10 protein-coding genes are annotated in these 16,753 nt (G+C 53.1%); 1 reads left to right on the forward strand and 9 read right to left on the reverse strand.

The window, feature by feature from the left end; translation table 11 throughout:
* Positions 1 to 7: 7 nt before the first annotated feature.
* From ACI5FR_RS16585 to nfsA, 3 genes are all read right to left on the reverse strand, one after another.
* The gene (locus tag ACI5FR_RS16585) at positions 8 to 6,412 is read right to left on the reverse strand and encodes a PKD domain-containing protein (RefSeq protein WP_405456207.1); all 6,405 of its coding nucleotides are present in this window, start codon (positions 6,410 to 6,412) and stop codon (positions 8 to 10) included.
* A gap of 804 nt (positions 6,413 to 7,216) precedes the next feature.
* The gene (locus tag ACI5FR_RS16590; RefSeq protein ID WP_405456209.1) at positions 7,217 to 8,446 is read right to left on the reverse strand and encodes an S-layer homology domain-containing protein; all 1,230 of its coding nucleotides are present in this window, start codon (positions 8,444 to 8,446) and stop codon (positions 7,217 to 7,219) included.
* Positions 8,447 to 8,653: 207 nt separating this feature from the next.
* Positions 8,654 to 9,391: an oxygen-insensitive NADPH nitroreductase gene (gene nfsA / locus ACI5FR_RS16595; RefSeq protein WP_405456210.1), complete on the reverse strand. Its 738-nt coding sequence runs from the start codon at positions 9,389 to 9,391 to the stop codon at positions 8,654 to 8,656.
* 152 nt (positions 9,392 to 9,543) lie between these two features.
* Here nfsA and ACI5FR_RS16600 point away from each other — a divergent pair, with 152 nt between their 5' ends.
* The gene (locus ACI5FR_RS16600; protein ID WP_405456213.1) at positions 9,544 to 10,758 is read left to right on the forward strand and encodes an aspartate aminotransferase family protein; all 1,215 of its coding nucleotides are present in this window, start codon (positions 9,544 to 9,546) and stop codon (positions 10,756 to 10,758) included.
* Here ACI5FR_RS16600 and ACI5FR_RS16605 read toward each other — a convergent pair.
* The 6 genes from ACI5FR_RS16605 to ACI5FR_RS16630 form a co-directional block, all read right to left on the reverse strand.
* Positions 10,735 to 11,334 (reverse strand): TetR family transcriptional regulator, encoded by a 600-nt coding sequence (locus tag ACI5FR_RS16605; protein ID WP_405456214.1) that lies wholly within the window; start codon positions 11,332 to 11,334, stop codon positions 10,735 to 10,737. The genes ACI5FR_RS16600 and ACI5FR_RS16605 overlap by 24 nt on opposite strands.
* A 69-nt stretch (positions 11,335 to 11,403) precedes the next feature.
* Positions 11,404 to 12,573, reverse strand: coding sequence for a YhgE/Pip domain-containing protein (locus tag ACI5FR_RS16610; RefSeq protein ID WP_405456216.1), 1,170 nt, complete (start codon positions 12,571 to 12,573; stop codon positions 11,404 to 11,406).
* A 254-nt stretch (positions 12,574 to 12,827) separates the two neighbouring features.
* Positions 12,828 to 13,736, reverse strand: coding sequence for an SDR family oxidoreductase (locus ACI5FR_RS16615; protein ID WP_405456219.1), 909 nt, complete (start codon positions 13,734 to 13,736; stop codon positions 12,828 to 12,830).
* A gap of 11 nt (positions 13,737 to 13,747) precedes the next feature.
* On the reverse strand, positions 13,748 to 15,283 hold the full coding sequence (locus ACI5FR_RS16620; protein WP_405456221.1) for a multicopper oxidase family protein: 1,536 nt from the start codon (positions 15,281 to 15,283) through the stop codon (positions 13,748 to 13,750).
* A gap of 216 nt (positions 15,284 to 15,499) precedes the next feature.
* A complete protein-coding gene (locus tag ACI5FR_RS16625) occupies positions 15,500 to 16,366 on the reverse strand; it encodes a sialate O-acetylesterase (RefSeq protein ID WP_405456224.1) in 867 nt (288 codons plus the stop codon).
* Positions 16,342 to 16,710 (reverse strand): sialate O-acetylesterase, encoded by a 369-nt coding sequence (locus ACI5FR_RS16630; protein WP_405456226.1) that lies wholly within the window; start codon positions 16,708 to 16,710, stop codon positions 16,342 to 16,344. The genes ACI5FR_RS16625 and ACI5FR_RS16630 overlap by 25 nt, the downstream gene beginning before the upstream one ends.
* Positions 16,711 to 16,753 lie beyond the last annotated feature (43 nt).

Raw genomic sequence — 16,753 nt, forward strand, 5'->3', positions numbered from 1 at the left:
AAACTTTTTATCGCTGGCGGTGCACCGTCACAATCTCCTGTGCATTTCCGATTATGTTGACCGGGACATCTCTCGCCTTCACGACCCCATTGGCGTACCGTACCTCAAAGTGAATCGGCACGACTCCTTCGGGCAAGCCTGCTGTTACGGACAAGAACCGCGGATCGAACAATTCTCCGGCAAACGTCCATGTCGAACCTTGCCGCACTAATTCAGTCGTGACGGTCAGCTCATTCCCGTCCAACCCTTCCGTAGTTAGCGTTGCTGTGACGCGGTCCACCGATGCCGCCGCTGTCGTCGAATCCAGCTGGAACCGTTCCCCTGAATAGAAGTCGAGCGGCACGACGGTCGTATTGTGTCCTCGCTCCGTGTGCAGCTCCAGCCATTGCGGTGTATGCCGTACCGCAGCCAGAAGCGTGAGTTCCTCCACTTGGATCGTTTTTGTCAAGGAACGCGACTCTACCGCATCCGACACGGTCAGTTTGACGGAATAGGCTCCCGGCAGCAATAACTGCTGCGAAGGTTGCTTCGCGCTGCTCGTGAAGAAAACGGAGCCGTCCGGCCTTCGGATTTCCCAAGAGTAGGTTAGGGAGTCCCCGTCCGGATCGGAGGACTGGTCCAGCAGCGTAACGACATCGCCCTCCCAGACAGGCTTCGGCGACCAATCGAACGCAGGCGAAGGCGGCCGGTTCGTCAGGAACCATTGCACAGGGGACCAATCCGACTCCAGCCCATACTGATCCCAGCCCCGGACGCGGACCTGCAGCTTCAAGCCCGCGGGCAGGTTAACGCCCACTTGGTAGCTGAAGTCCGTGCCGGCGAACACACCCGACTGACTGACGTTCAGAACCTCGCTGCCGTCCTCACGTCCGATCCATACTTGAAATTGCGAGAATACGGTCCCCGGTTCCGGGTCGGTCAGACGGAATCCGATGAGCGGCCGCAGTCCGCCCACCCCAGGATTCCCATACGTCCCGAGCGGTTGGGTGACCGCAGCGGAAGGCCTGGAGTTGATCAGCATCCACCCGATATTGGACCAAGCGGACACGGCGGAGCCATCGGTAGTCCTGACCTTCACCTGCAAAGGGACCCCAGTAGGCAAGTCGGTAGTGACCGTGAAGCTCTGCAAATTGGCCGTCGTATTCTGATTCATACCGGCGCTGTAGACCAGATTCCCGCTCGCATCCTGAATCAAAACATCGCCTCCCTGGAATACGGTGCCGGCATCGGCATCCACCTGTGTGAATTGAATTGTCGGGCGGCGATTCGCCTGGATGATGGTCGGTGCCGTTTGCGAGCCGCTCGGATACGTCAAAGTAACCGTAGGCGGGCTGTTCACTTGCATCCACCCGGTGTTCGACCATACGGACCATTCTTCTCCGTCGCTCACTTTCACTTGCACTTGCAGCTTGACCCCTATCGGCAGATCGATCGGAACCGTCCAAGAAGCCGTGCCGGAAGCCGTCCATTGCGGGCTCTCGCCGCTCTCGGCCACCAGCTGGCCGGACTCGTTCGTGATTTTGACGTGAAATCCTTTGAAGATGGTGCCGATTGTGTCGGCTTGGGTCCAGGTAATAGTAGGCCGCTTGGTGTAGATCAGATTCGGGGCGGCTTGCGTGCCGAACGGGAACGTCAATGAGGCGGTCGGCCGCGTATTCGGAGAGGGTGTGAAGCCGACTGTGACCGTTTGGGTGTATGGCGTGCTCCAGGCTCCGTATTCGTCCCGAACCGCCAGACTGACCGTATATGTGCCGGTTTCAGCCGGCCGGGTCAGCTTGCTCTCCACATAAGTCCCGCTCGGGGAGATATACGAATATTTCCGTTCCATGATGCCGCGAGTGGCCCCATAATCGATTCCGGTGACATCGGGTGCGGAAAAGCTCCCCGCACTCACCCAACGATCCGGGTCGTAGCTCGTGTCCGTCCACCCGATCGTCCCGTCCCCGGCTACGTACAGGCTGAACTGCGCGACAGGCCGGCGGTGTACGATCAGCCGCTGCTGGAACGTATTGGAGTTCTGCCTGTAGCTGTCGAATACCATGCTCGGATACCTGAAGTTCGGGTGAGGATCGTCTCTCGCCCGCAGGCTGATCCAATATTCGCCGACTTTATCGAACTCGAGCCGCTCGCTCGTGTACATTTGTCCGTGCATGCCGGACACCCCTTGGTGGTTCATAAATTTGGGCGAGTGAGTAATCGACCATTGATACGTTCCGGCCCTAGGATCGCCTTCCGGGTCGGAGTACAGCAGGGAGTCGTATCGAACCTCAGCCCTAGCGGCGCCAGACTCCCAGATGGCGTAGTTCGTCAGCCATTCCAGACTGCTCGCTTGAACGATTTTGCTGGACATCGCCTTGAAGCCGACTCCCGGCTTATCCGAAAACGGGCCGAACTTGCCGCTCGGGAATGTCCCGTCCGTTACGTCGAAGTAGGGGACGCCCCCGACGAGTACTTCGATTCGGCTGCCGGTAGCGCGCACCTTGAAGCTGTAATCCGTATCCGGCTGTGCCGGCCAATTCGTGCTTTGCAAAACCGTTCTGCTCCCGCCAACGTAACGCGACAGGTATAAACTCGATCCGTCCGTCTCCACCGCATACCGATTGCGCGGATCGCTCATCCGGAAAGAGAGGCCGGCCAGGTCACGATCTTGCTGCGGTTTTCGCATGGTCAAAGTGAAGTTTATTTCCGCATCGGCTAGTGGCGTATCGGACATAAACTGACCTATTCTGAATCCTTTATAGGCCTCATTCGTGTTAACCGGTCCTGTATCTAGGAAGACCCACCTGTCGTAACTAGGCGCACTGCCGCAAGAGCAGAGGAAGTTTCCACTGTACATGGACATGTAGAGACCGTCTCCGACGAACTGACCATACATCTTATCAGTCGTCTTTCGTTCGTCTGCTCCAAAATAGCCGGTCTTCCACCACATTCGCTGACCTGCATGCAGGTTATAGGATTCGCATGTACCGCTGGCCGTGTAAGTACACCATCCGCCTCCCGTTGCTCCGGATGGAGTTTGATAGAACGGATTCGACCAATAGTTGATCCAGTTGGCGATTTCGGGACCGTTCCACTTCGCACCGGATCCATCCATCATGACCACCTCGTAATGGGTCGTCCATGACGGATTGTAGATATTGAAGGATCGCATATACGCCTGCTTCGTGAAGGGATTGTAGACCAATACCGGATCGTTCTCCATCGGAAAATGATACGGTTGCATAGAATCATATCTGGGCGAGCTGCCTGCCAGCTTGGCAGATTTGATATACGTCCCCGCATTCAAATCAAATTTGACTACCCACATCCCAGTAGGCGCATCCGGGTTTAAGGCGTTATCCATGTACTCCGGTGAAGTGGAGCCCGGAGCATAACATTTGACTTGCATGTAACCGATGATGTTTCCCTCATCGTCCCAGTAAGGTCCGCTGGCCCCATAAGGCCCAACCCATTGGCAGCTATACGTCTTCGGCGTAGATGAGACAACTTGTCCGTAATAATTTTTATAGTAGTACGAAAACGTCTGAACAAAGGATGGAATCTGAAGCGATCCGGAACTAACAATGGCTCCATCCGGTGAGATGATGGCATAGCTGTGCAGCGATCCGTTTGACGGATCACGATACACGATCTCCAGATGATTCCCACGCGCGCTGTATGTATAGTAGTTAGCATAGTAAGAATAGAGCGGCATGGAGCCGATCATGGAATACTGGTAAGTTGAATTATAACTACTCGGTATGGGATGGCTCTTCCCGTCATCCAGTAAATCTCCAGTAACCGCATCAAATTGTGCAATCTGCAGCTTCGGTGGGTCGTACTTGGTCAAGTACGTTTGATACTCGTAGCAATCACCGTTATCATCACAGGAGTATGCATTTCCCCAGTACATACTGTTTGGCGCAGCTGCAGAATACAGAACGTAAATTTTATCGCCCACGAGGGTTGTACTATACTTCACGATTGAATGTGGTCTATCGTACCACACGCCGTTCGGATACCCCCCGCTTGCGTACAAGGAAACGTTCGGATACCGACTATCTAAGACCGTTCCACCGCCTGCTGGAAAAGCCAAATCATAGGGATTGACTCCATTGGCCCAGTGGTGTGTCCATTCGTACTGGGTCTGGCTACCATTCTGAAACGGCGTGCTATACGAGCTGTAGGTCGGGATCCGGCCCTTGTTGTAAGCCATTAAATACTTTTGCTCTCCTATTGCCGCCCAGAAGTAAATGTGGCTTTTAGTCGTTTGTATCGAATCGCTCCATTGATACGGTTGGAGCGATGCATTCGGATCGACTGGCGTTTTTACAACAAACTTATTACTTACGACCGGCGGCAAGAGCAAGGGTTGGCTGCGTGAAGAGTCCACGGAAGTCATGCCCTTGTAGGCTGTAAATCCATTGGGACCAAACCCGCCATCGGAAATGGCAGAGAAAAACGAATAACTATAGTTTGGACTTGATGGCCCCGTCCACTGACTTTTGGATAGCGGGTACTGCACCTCTAAGTGTTTACCGAGCCCGGAGAGTAGGGTGCCGTTCGTGACGGACCAGGAGTAGTTCTTCTTCTCCAGCATGTTGGTTGAGTTCGTCTCGTACAAGTTCCAGCCGTATACCGTATTGGCGCTATAGGTATTAAGCGGATTGAGATCGGGTTGAGGGTTTTTGCCGGAAATCGTGAATTCGACGTTCGGCGCGAGGTTCAGCACATCGATTGTCAGCGTAGTGTTCGCTTGTGTCGAAGAGGCCGATCCGCATCGCCCGTAGTCTTCGCACACCGTGACATCGAGCAAATACTTGCCCACTTTGGTCGGCGTGAATGCGGCTTTGGTCATTGTCCCCGGTAAATGGATCCATCCATCGTTGGCAAATCCGTCATTGGCCGCGTCGTACTTGTAGCGGTAGGTCGCGCTCACAAGCAGATCGCCGTCCGGGCTGTACGATTTGTTATACATGTCGATGGATTGGTGCCGTATGCCGAAGGGAGGGACATCCAGCTTGCCGATGGGCGGGAGGTCCGGCTGAACGGTAATGCTGCATACGGAGGGGCTCAAAGACTTGAGCGGGGGCGAACCGTTATCCCATACGTGCAAGGAGGCTTGGACGGTGATGTCGCTAGTCGTGCCGTTCGTATAGGAAGGGAGCTTGTTCGTCCATTCGTTTCGGGCGTGATCGATCTGCCGGCCAGCCGGACTGTAGCTTTGACTGGCACTGAAGAGGCTGGCAGCCACGGGCCGGTTCTCCTTCACCAGAGGGGGACAGGTCGCAATAGGCACGGGATTAGGCGCAATGACGTCCACCATCGTATAGGCGGTATAGCTTGCACCGGCGCTGTCCGTCATGGTGGCGTAGATGCCGTGAGCACCAACCGTATCGGCGGTAATGTTCCGCAGCGATTCCTGCCCTGGTACGAAGCCGTATACGTTTGGCAGATTCTTGACCCAAATGTCGGTTCGATTGAAGTCCCAGCCCGTAAAGGTTAGGCTGTCGTTCTCGGGGTCGCTAGGCGATGGAGGGGACGATGTGGGGTCCTGAATAACCCTCGCCTGAATTTTGGCCCCTTGGAGCACTTGCATTAAGGGCGTGCGGCTCGTATTGTCGCCTTCCATGAACCATCCGATCTTGAAATAGGGCGGGCTGTTCGTCCCGTTCACCGTTAACGTTTTCTCGATCCAATCGGTCTCTCCGCAGGTGCCCTTGATCTTCATGCTAACCGTTACGGTACCTAGGCCGATAGGGGGTGTGGGGTAATTGCCAGGGTGGCTGAAGGGCAGCTCTTGGGTTTTGCTCGTTTGCTTAGGCGCTGTCCAAGTCGATGATGCCCTCGTTAACTTGAAGCTGTGCTCCGTATACGTGCAGCCGGCGGTTGTGGCGATGTTCTTCGGCACCAGCTTGAACGGGTCCTTGAAGTTAATAATGGAGGGGATGATGTCGAAATCGCCGGTGATGCCGGCCGATACGTTGAACGTGGCCCTCAACTTGTTGTTGCCTTCGAAGGCCCCTTCGTCGATCTCGTTGTTGGCGTCAATGTACAGCTCGAACTGCTTAGTCCCCGGGGCGGTGAATGTGTAGGTGAAGGTGCCGCTTCGCCCTACATCTTTGTCCAGCGGACCGGCGGATGTGGCGTGAATTGTCACGCCGGTAGCCGCATCGGTCACTTTGATCGTGAACCCTTTTGGGTTCGTCGTTTTCCCTAGGTTGGTGTACTTGTACTGGAATGTGGTGGGCGTTCCGATGGCGAGCGGCGTTGTGGCCTGCAGCTCGAGAGGCACAAGGTCCGGCTTGGAGGTGTCGATCGGGGTGTACGTGACGCGAACTTTGTCCGGGTAGCGGTACGTCTTAGACTTGATGTTCACCAGGAAAGATGCGTAATAGACCATTACTTTGGCGCCGGGTGTGGCAAGACTCATGTAATCACCTGCGTGGTCAAAATCTTGCCCGTACTGGACTTCGAAGCTATTTATGTCGGTTGAAAATTTGTCCACCACTCGAGTTGTGAAATCAGTTTTTCCTGAAGGAATCCCCTCCAAGCTGGGGATATTAGCCTCCCTATCAATCTGTACATCTAGTTCTGTAGGGGTTCGCTGAACAACGGAACTATCTATCGGGGTCCCAGTTGCAACTATGGTAAAACCAGAGATTCGCGCACCTGTCATGATTAATCGATCGTCGCTTACATTGGGATATGCAGGCATAGATGGATACTCTGGGTCAGCTGGATCAGGTGGGACTGTTCCGAATCCCAATTCTTCGTATGCCCCACCACGGCGAATGACATTAGCAAACCAACGTTTGTCGGAATCTGTTACGCCATACCGATACCAGGCGTAATATCCTTGTGTCGTTTTGTTTTTTTCTGAGATAACGTCGTGCCCTTCGCCCGTTAGAGGTGTCGTCCCATTCCATGAAGTCTGCCCTACAGGGATAGTTATGTCTAAGATCGCAGTACCGTCCTGGATGAGCTCCACTTTTGATATTTTCATATCTTTGACTCCAGGAATATTAACATTCCCGTTAATATTGCTGTGCGCACTGTATACCGATTGATACCCTACAGCAATCGATTTATCGAATGTTAACGTATAGTCCTGTGCGTACACCGTGACCGAGCTTCCAGGAATGAATATGGACAAGACTAAACTTACAATCAGGGCTCCTGCAAGGACAGTGACCCGTCTTTTTGTCATGAACAACTTCATATGTGGATCCTCTTTTTACTCAATGATTTTAGGCGTTCTTGCCTTGAGGATTGTCTTGTCAAATGTGGGGTTCGGTGACCTGGCAGGCGCGTAAATCACTATATGGAGAGATCCAGTTGTATTCATTGTTTTTGGTATTAGGACCGCTGGTACGTCCGTTAGGGTTTGAACAAAAACACCCGCTGTGCTATTCAACTCCCCGTTCACAAATGCTTTTATATCTGGTGATTCAGCACCGTAAACTACTGCAGGAAGAAACCCATGGAAATCAGCATAAATGCTACTATCGCTACGCATGGTTTCTCTTCCCTTGAAGTACAAAATATAGCTGTTTTTATATGCTGAAACTGGAAATCCATCTTTGGATCCATCCGGTTTCACCTTTAAGTTGTGCCACTTCAAAGTGGAGATATCGGGAAGGTAGTTCAAGAAGGGATCATTCGGATCCTCTAAATCTATGGCAACAAGTTCGTCCAGCACACCTTCATACAACCCATCTGGTGTCTTGATAAACAAATCATCCGGATTCCAACTCGTGCCCGGATACAGATTCCCAAAATACTGCGGCATGACGGTGAAAATATTCGTCTTGTGCCACTTCACCTCCGCACGGCTGATTGCGTGTTTGTCGGCCGGCAAGGTCTCACCGCTGCGTACGCTCATGATCCGCTCAATGATCGTCACGCTCTGAGCCCGATTTGTCGGCAGATCCTCGCCCAGCGTTCCGGTGTCATCCAGCCCCTGTATCAGACCTTTGCTCGTGGCTAAATACATCCATTTCTTCGCATCGTCGTTCTTCTCCCCGGTTGCCCGGACAGCCACACGGGCCATCTCTTCGCGCGTCATAGGCGTGTTCCAATCGCCGCTTGAATAATCGCTCCATTGATGAATCCCACCAGCGACGGCGGCATTGGCGTACGGGATGTACCACTCTGCACCAGTAACGGTACCACTTGCGGGCAGCTTCAGCGCCGTTACGGCCATTTTCACGAATTCCGCCCGGGTTACACTTTGATCCGGTCGGAATGACTGGTCCTCGTAACCGTCTATGTATCCTTTCGCAATCGAAGCTTCAATCGCCGCTTTGGCCCAATGGCCCTCAATATCGCGCATCGCTTTAGGGGGGACAGCCCCGCCTGCCGAAGACCCTGTAGACGCCGAGAACGAGCTAGTCTGCCAAACCCCCACGGCTAGCGCCACGCCTACACCGACGAACCCCAATTTAAGCCATTTTTTTTGCAACATAGTTTTCACTCCTCCCCTCATTCTTGTATCACACCATTCAACATCACGTCCACAATTTCCCAGCACACCCATCCTCGCGAAACACAAAAAACCGCCTAAACTCACACCCAAACGATGTGAATCCTAGGCGGTTCTTCCGCTCGCAAGATAACTGGTATACAGAAAATACCATATGGCGACATAATCCGTCAATACCCATTATGGATCCTAGGTCAACCGAAACCCTTGCTCCTCCAGAAAGTCCTTCATGTACGCCCGTGGCTTCGCCCGGAACTTGTTCACCATCTCCTGCGACCAGGTCGTATCCTTCTTGCCTCCGGTGCGATGGAGGTAATACTCCCGCGTCCGCACGTCATATTCCTGCACTCCCGCTACAACACCCTCGCGCTGATACACATTCTCGTGAAGTACAGCGGAGGCGCGGAGTCTAGGACGCACGCTCGGCTCCTGATCGGGAACCCCGATACACATGCCGAATACAGGATACACGAGCTGCGGCAGCTGCAGCAGTTCCGTCACGCGACGCAAATTGTTGCGGATCCCGCCAATATACACGATGCCCAGCCCCATCGCTTCCGCCGCCACGGCCGCATTCTGCGCCGCCAGAGCCGTATCGATCGTGCTGATCATAAAGTTCTCCATGCCTTCGGACACCATGTCGGCCCCGTTAAGCTCGCAAGCGACTTGGTCCCGATACAGATCCGCGCACCAGACGAGGAAGAGAGGAGCGAGCTCTACATGCTCCTGGCCTCCGGTAACCGCACGAAGCTCGCTGCGCACCGTCGGATCGGTCACCCGGATCACGCTATACGCCTGCACGTTGCTGGAGGTCGAAGCCATCTGGGCCGCTTGCAGCATCGCGAACAGCTGCTCGTCCGTGACCGGATCGGGCTTGTACTTGCGGATCGAGCGATGCGCTTGAAGTAAACGGACAAGCTCATTCATCAGAATCCCTCCTGGGTTCAAGTCTCCTCCCCCTATTATGAACGGTCTGCTGAAATGGATGCAACTCGAGGCAATAAAAGCCAAAATACATATTGTATTTTTATTCATTTATACGTATAATTACTCATCATTACATGGATGGAGGGGACCCCATGATCACTCAAAATCAACTCGCAACCACACAAGCTTCCCTGGAGGAGGCCAAACAATCCGTTCTATTCACCACAGCTCGCCCTGACCTGGTTATGGAACGCGGAGAAGGCATGTACTTATGGGATACCGAGGGCAATCGGTACCTCGATTTCATCGGAGGCTGGGCGGTGACATGCCTCGGTCACGCACCGGCGGTCATCCGGCAAGCCCTGCAGGAGCAAGCCTCGCGCCTCATTCATGCCAGTCCCGCCTATTACAATCGGCCGATGTTGGAGTTCGCCAGCCGTCTCACTTCCCTGTCCGGCATGGACCGAGCGTTCTTCATGAGCACCGGAGCGGAGGCGAACGAAGGGGCCATTAAGCTCGCCAGGCGGCATGGGGCCCGCAATCTCGGAGGGGCATATGAGATCATCACGACCGTGAACAGCTTCCACGGCAGGACGCTCGCCGCGATGTCGGCTACAGGGAAGAAGCAGTGGGAAGCGCTGTTCGCTCCAAAAGTTCCCGGCTTCCGGCATGTGCCACTGAATGACATTGAGGCGCTTGTCGAAGCGGTTACTCCGAATACTTGCGCCATCATGCTGGAGCTCATTCAAGGCGAGGGAGGCGTACACAGCGCAGATGCCGCATATGTCAGGAAATTGCGCGAACTGTGCGACGAGAAAGGAATCCTCCTCATCTTCGACGAGGTGCAGACTGGATTAGGACGGACGGGTAAGCTGTTTGCCTACGAGCATTTCGGCATCCAACCGGACATCCTGACGCTAGCCAAAGGAATCGGAGGCGGCTTCCCTCTCTCCGCGATGCTAGTGAAGGAGGCTTATAACATTTTCGAACCTGGGGATCAAGGGGGAACGTACACAGGACAACCGCTCGGCATGGCCGTAGGGCTGGCGGTGGTGAATGCGATCGTGGAGCAGGATCTGGCCGGCAAGGCGGCTGAGCAAGGCCGGTACCTTACCGAGCAACTGGAACGTATCTCACCTCGATACGGGCTTAATAACATTCGGGGAAAAGGCTTGCTAGTGGGACTGGACCTTCCCGAGGCAAACGGCAGCCGCATCGTGCACGAATGCCTCCAAGAAGGGTTGTTGATCAATTCACCTAGCCCAAGCACGATTCGCCTCATGCCTGCGCTGATCGTTACGAAGGCCGACATAGATGCGATGATTCAGATTTTCTCGCAAGTGCTAAACCGGGTCTACAAAGCCTAATCCGCCCAGGATGAACTGCTGCGTATCCTGCACGAGCTCGTCGAACGTAGGTGGTGTATCCTCAACCAGGGGCTGGAAATAGTCGCTCTGCTTGTGGAACAAAATCGTGCCCATGATGAAGAACATCATATTGTCCAGGGAGCGATATTGAAACAAGCCGGCGGTCTTGCCCTGCTCGAGCAGCCTGCGCAGCAATTTCCACACAGGAAACACCTGACTGCGAATATAGTCGATCCGCTGCGTATTCTTCAGAATCTCCTGCTGCATCAGCTGCACGAGCTGGGGCTCCTTCACCCGGAAGCGGATGAGCTCTTCGATCAGCCGCTTTAGCCCCTCGACCGGTTCCTCGAACAGATGGGCATGCTCCATGATGTCCTTACTGCCGGTGAAGAACTGGTTGAACAACTCGTAGAACAGATTCTCTTTCCCGCCAAAATAGTACGAGACCAGCGCGACATTCGCTCCCGCTTCCTCACAAATTTGCCGGACGGTCGTGCAGTCGTAGCCTTGGGAGGCGAACAGCTGCTTGGCGGCCAAAATAATTCGCAGCTTCATGTCGGAATCGGCGGGTGGCATGTCGTACGTCATCTCCTGTCGTGGCTTTCTACTGTTTTCTATCTCACTATAAGTCCATTATGCCTTTCGTTACTTGACAGTTGCAACATTAGCTTGAAGCGCCGGAGCGTGAGCCGGGGCTTTTTCTTTGCGCAGCGCGGTAATGAGCAGCCCCACGACGATCGAGACGAGCATGATGGCGACTAGCGACCAAGACGGCCCCGACACGGATGGCCCGCCGAAGAGCAGGTTCATATTGCCCTCCACCGCATAGGTGGCCGGCAAATACCCGCTCAGCCCATGGTAGAAGCTCGACAGCAATTCACGAGGCACCATGGCACCGGAGGACACGAGTTGGGCCGACAGCACCATAATGTTGAACAGCATGCCGGCATTGCCGAACAGCAGCAGGAAGATCTGCGCGAAGAACATGAAGCACATCAGGAACAGCGTCTCGAAGCCCCACATGACGAGGAAGCCTTTTGCCGCGTGACCGCCCATCAAGAGGACGAGCGACGATCCGACCAGGGCGATGACGACTGCCGAGACGATATTGAGCAGCGCACGTGCTCCGAATTTCTGGAAGCGGGAGAACGCTGCCCCGATCATGTTCGAAGACACCTGAACGTTCATCGCCATTATCATCGAGCCGACGTAGGAGGCCAGCACCATCATCATCGGAATCATCTGATTCGACATGCCGGAGACCGGGTTCGTGTAATGCATGTCGGCCACGACCTTCTCCGCGAGCCCTTGGGCCATGCCCTTCGCTTGGGCGGCGGGAGCGTTCATCTGCGTCAGCACCGCTTCGGCGCCTGTGGCGATCGCTTCCTTGTTCACCGAGGCGGTGACCGTGGCTGCGACGCTCTGCATCATACTCTTGATGAGCGCGGGATTCGACTCGTTTATCCAATATTGCAGCTGGCCTTTCTGTCCGGCGGTCTGCAGCTGCTTGGAGAAGTCGGCTGGTATGTACAGCACCATCTGTACGTCCCGGTTATCGAGCTGCTGCTTGGCTTCCTCCAGCGTAGAGGCGGATTGAAGCTGGAACGGCAAATTTTGCTGCAAATTCTGGCTAACTTGCTTGCCTACCCCCGGATCCTCATTGACCACACTGATCTTCAGGTGGGAGGCGTTATCGGTAATGCCGTCATAACCGGTCATCCAGACGAGGCTGAAAATCACTTGAAACATCAACGCCGTCGCCACCCCGATAATTGTGGTCGGTTTTTTCAGAAAAGCTTGCAACGCTTGAAGCATGTACGGTTTCATCTCCTTTGTCTCTATCGAATAATTTAAACACATGTTTAAATTAAACGTTTGTTTAACAATGTAGCAGAGAAGGAGGTTGTCTGTCAAGGGCAAGAGGCAAGGGAGAACGTGTACCAGTACAAAGAGATTGAAAATACATTTACTAGCGCCAAGAAAGTGCCAATCACTTCAAAAGAACTGTAAATTTGAGACGAGCAAGTACCTACATTGTGTGAGTTGAGTTTAGATCAGGGGTTGAAGGTCTATGTGTAGCGGATCTTGCCTCCGTTAACATGCAGGATTTGACCCGTCACAAAAGCTGAATCGTTAGAGGCTAGATACACATATGCGGGAGCCAATTCGAAGGGTTGGAGGGCTCGCCCCATCGGAATGTCGGTCCCGAAGGTCAGTTGTTGTTCTGCCGGATAGGTGCTTACCGTGAGTGGTGTCCACGCCGGTCCGGGTGCCACACCGTTTACCCGAATATACCGATCAACGAGTGAAAGCGACATACTCCGGGTGAAGGAGACAATCGCTCCTTTAGTGGCCGAATAGTCAATCACATCTTTATCCCCTTCGTAGGCTACCCTAGACGCGGTGCTGATGATTGAACTCCCAGGTCTTAAATGAGGCAATGCAGCCTTGGTCATGTAAAACAATGGAAAAATGTTGGTGCGAAACGTATTCTCCAATTGTTCGTCCGAAACGTCGAGGATGCTTCTTGTATAAGGCTGGACGGCGGCATTATTCACTAAAATATCCAAACATCCATACGTGTCAACCGTAAGCTGTACGGCATGATAAGAAGTAGCAGGAATCCGCAAGTCACCGGGCAGGAGTAAACAACGGACGCCTAGTGCCTCCACATACCGCTTAGTCTCAAGTGCATCTTCATGTTCATCCAGATACACAATCGTTAAGTTAGCGCCTTCCTTCGCAAAAGCAACCGCTGCCGCACGACCGATTCCGCTGTCTCCACCTGTGATTATTGCCGCTTTCCCCTGAAGTTTGCCGCTCCCTACATAGCCCGCATAATCGAATATAGGGCGTGGATACATCATCCACTCCAGGCCGGGCACTCGATCCTGATGTTGCGGCGGAAAGGTTAGCGGTGTCGTTACTAATCGTTGTACCCAGCCAAAATAAGGATAAACCGGATAAGGCAGGTTCATGGGTTCCCTCCCTAAAATTGTGTTTTATATACCTCCATGGGGCGCATCATTTCAAAATCTTCATGCTCCAACATGTGACAATGCCACACATAACGCCCGGTAAAGGGTCCGAAACGAGCTATGATGGACGTAACGTAACTAGGCGGGGTCTGAACCGTATCTTTTAATCCCGTTTCATAAGGTGCAGGAGGAGTGGGAGGTCCGGTAAATAGAAGGTTTCCGGTTTTTTGAAAATGAGAAACATCAAAGGGCTGACGGCTAAGAATCTGGAAGTCTACCAAATGAAGATGGATGGGGTGGTTGTCATTCGACGTATTAATTAACCGCCATATCTCAACCGTCCCTAGTTCCATTTTCTCCGAGATACGATCAATCCACATTTTACCGTCCAGTAAAGGCATATGTCTTCCATATTGATCGTTGACTCTCACGATTTTGAGATCTCTTATTCTCCTGGCCATCCATGGGGAAAGTCGTTGAAATTTCTCCAAATAAACTGGGATGGAGCTGGTATCCTTGCTTCTTAGTGGAGCTGTTACTCTAAATTGCATGACATCTGTCGTTTCTGGTGATGCAGTTTTGGTGACATTTTTGAGAATGATCGTCTGACCATAGTATTGAGAAAAATCAATGATAACATCTATGCGTTCGGCGACCAAAAGAATAAAGTCATTGATTTTTTGCGTTGCCTCAAGAAAGCCCCCATCCGTTCCAATTTGATAAAAAGGCTGACCGGAATCCAATTTTAATGTAAGGGCTCGACTATTGGAGGCGTTCAAAATACGAAATCGGTATTTTCTTGGTTCAACTTCCAGATAGGGGGAAACTTTTCCGTTTACCAACATATGGTCTGCGTCAAATGGGGTGACAACAGAGGGATAAGGAAGACGAGTATCGTTGGAATCCGGTGTCGGAGGGTAGTAAAGCGAACCGTCTGGGTTAAACGAGCGATCTTGAATGAGAAGAGGGATTTCATATTCGCCTGCCGGAAGATTCAGGGTTTGCTCATGTTGATCTCGGATCAGATAGAAGCCGGCCAGTCCCGCATAAATGTTTAATCTTGTGATGCCTACTGCATGGTCGTGATACCATAAGGCCATGGCTCTATCGATGTTTGGATATGTATAGATCTCTCGTTCAAATATAGGACCCGTTTGTTCAAAATTTCTTGTATACCACGCTTCCGGGTAGCCATCACTATCCGCAGGTGTCGTTCCTCCGTGCAGATGTACGACGGTTCTAACTTCCGGTACAGTGATTCCTGCACCATGAACCGTTGTATCCACGGGAAGGAAATGCTTTGTCGGCAGATCATTGATCCATTTAACATAAACGGTATGAAATTGCATCACGTCAAAAGTCGGCCCCGGATAAGTTCCTTCATATCCCCACAAACGGGTTGGACCGAGGTCCCTGTGTAACTTCTGGGAAAACTCTTTCATGGTTACTTCGTAATAGGAATGATGATTAGTTTGCTTGGTGGGAGATAACTTCTTTATTATAGGCAATCCATCCACAAACTTTTCCAGCTTTATTCTTCCGCTCATAAGAATGGAACCCCCTTGTAAGGAGCAACTAAGTAAGTTTATGAATATGAACTTGGCCATTATACTGCAACGGGAATCGCGAGCGTAAGTAACTGAACAAACAGGCCGTTATCTTAAGATGCTGGCCACCCTGATAAAAAAGAGGGTGGAAATCGTCTCCACCCCAAAAATTAATAAATTCTAGTATGTTGTCCACGATCGACTCATCAAAGGAGTTTAAGGTAAAGGCATCGGTCCAAAAAGAGGAAGAGGCTGGCCCGCTTCATCCTTCAGATTAACCGCCGGATAGAATCCTGCACCGTAACTGAGCGAGGCGTTCTCCGGCGCGGGCTCGGCGAACTGGAGAATGATCCCCGTCCTGTCCTCCGAGAGACGGGAATCGATGGGAAGCCACTCGTCCTGATCGTCAACTACGAGCTGGAAGCCGAAGGCCCTCTTGACCGGCATCCACTTGCCGGTCATTCCTGTGCAGTTGATCGTCAACTCCGTACGATCCGAATTCCAGCGGCAGGATTGGAGGCGCGGACCAGCGGGAACGTCGAATCCGTAAGCCAGCCTCAATGCCTGCCGCCCAAACCGCCTTCCGACCCCTTGCAGCGATACGGCATCCAGATGAATCGGATCGGACAAGGTCGAATCCGCCGTCGCGACCATGGCACTCGGCGACAGCCGTTCTTCCAGCAGGAGCTGCTCCTGCCGAATCCGTGTCCACCAGCACTCATGCACCTTGTTCCACGAATGAAAGTTTGCCAATTGGGAGTATACGAACGGCAGCTTCGGATCGTGCAAATCCCTGCGCAGCGCGGACACGAACCGCTCCATTCGTTCGGAATAGAAGGGGGCGTGATCCGGATTGGCGTCACTTTCCCCCTGATACCATAAGAGGCCTTTCACCTTGCCGCCTACGGCCTGTACCCTTCGGATCATGGAACCATAAAGCGATTGTCCGCCCTGGGAGAGCCCATCCGGATCCCATTGCTGCATGCAGGTGCCCCCATGAGCGCACATGACTAAACCGACAGGGACGCCCGTTTCTTTCAAAATTTCTTTCCCGAATGTTACCCCAAGCCCTGCTCCTCGCACTCTAGTCCGGCGTTCCTTCCCAGCAGCACATGCACACTTTCGACGGGCACCGTCCAGTGGACGGGATCGACGGCTTCATTAAACCAACATAGCGGATCCTCCGCCACATCCCATCGGTCATCCAGATAAAAGCAGCTTATTCCGGTCCGCGGCTCTTCAACGTTCACGAGGGTGCCGCAGCCTTCCATGTTCGATTGTCCCGCCAGCAGCCACAGATCCCCTACAAAAATCGGCTCAACCTGATCTTCCGCCAGAATGACCTCCGAGTCCTCGGCGACAATTCGGAATTGCAGGCTGTAGGCTCCGGCCGTAAGACCGGCAATAACCCCCTCGAATGGCTTCATTGGGGATAGAACCCCGAGATCCTCCCAGGTGCCCTCATCGGAT

The organism is Paenibacillus sp. HJGM_3 (assembly GCF_045062745.1).
Classification (GTDB): Bacteria; Bacillota; Bacilli; order Paenibacillales; family NBRC-103111; genus Paenibacillus_AA.

Excerpts from the sequence above, each read along its gene's own strand:
- ACI5FR_RS16590 (WP_405456209.1), bottom strand. The coding sequence starts at position 8,446 with ATGTTGCAAAAAAAATGGCTTAAATTGGGGTTCGTCGGTGTAGGCGTG.
- ACI5FR_RS16600 (WP_405456213.1), top strand. The coding sequence starts at position 9,544 with ATGATCACTCAAAATCAACTCGCAACCACACAAGCTTCCCTGGAGGAG.
- ACI5FR_RS16630 (WP_405456226.1), bottom strand. The coding sequence starts at position 16,710 with ATGAAGCCATTCGAGGGGGTTATTGCCGGTCTTACGGCCGGAGCCTAC.
- ACI5FR_RS16610 (WP_405456216.1), bottom strand. The coding sequence starts at position 12,573 with ATGCTTCAAGCGTTGCAAGCTTTTCTGAAAAAACCGACCACAATTATC.
- ACI5FR_RS16585 (WP_405456207.1), bottom strand. The coding sequence starts at position 6,412 with ATGAGTCTTGCCACACCCGGCGCCAAAGTAATGGTCTATTACGCATCT.
- nfsA (WP_405456210.1), bottom strand. The coding sequence starts at position 9,391 with ATGAATGAGCTTGTCCGTTTACTTCAAGCGCATCGCTCGATCCGCAAG.
- ACI5FR_RS16615 (WP_405456219.1), bottom strand. The coding sequence starts at position 13,736 with ATGAACCTGCCTTATCCGGTTTATCCTTATTTTGGCTGGGTACAACGA.
- ACI5FR_RS16605 (WP_405456214.1), bottom strand. The coding sequence starts at position 11,334 with ATGCCACCCGCCGATTCCGACATGAAGCTGCGAATTATTTTGGCCGCC.
- ACI5FR_RS16620 (WP_405456221.1), bottom strand. The coding sequence starts at position 15,283 with ATGAGCGGAAGAATAAAGCTGGAAAAGTTTGTGGATGGATTGCCTATA.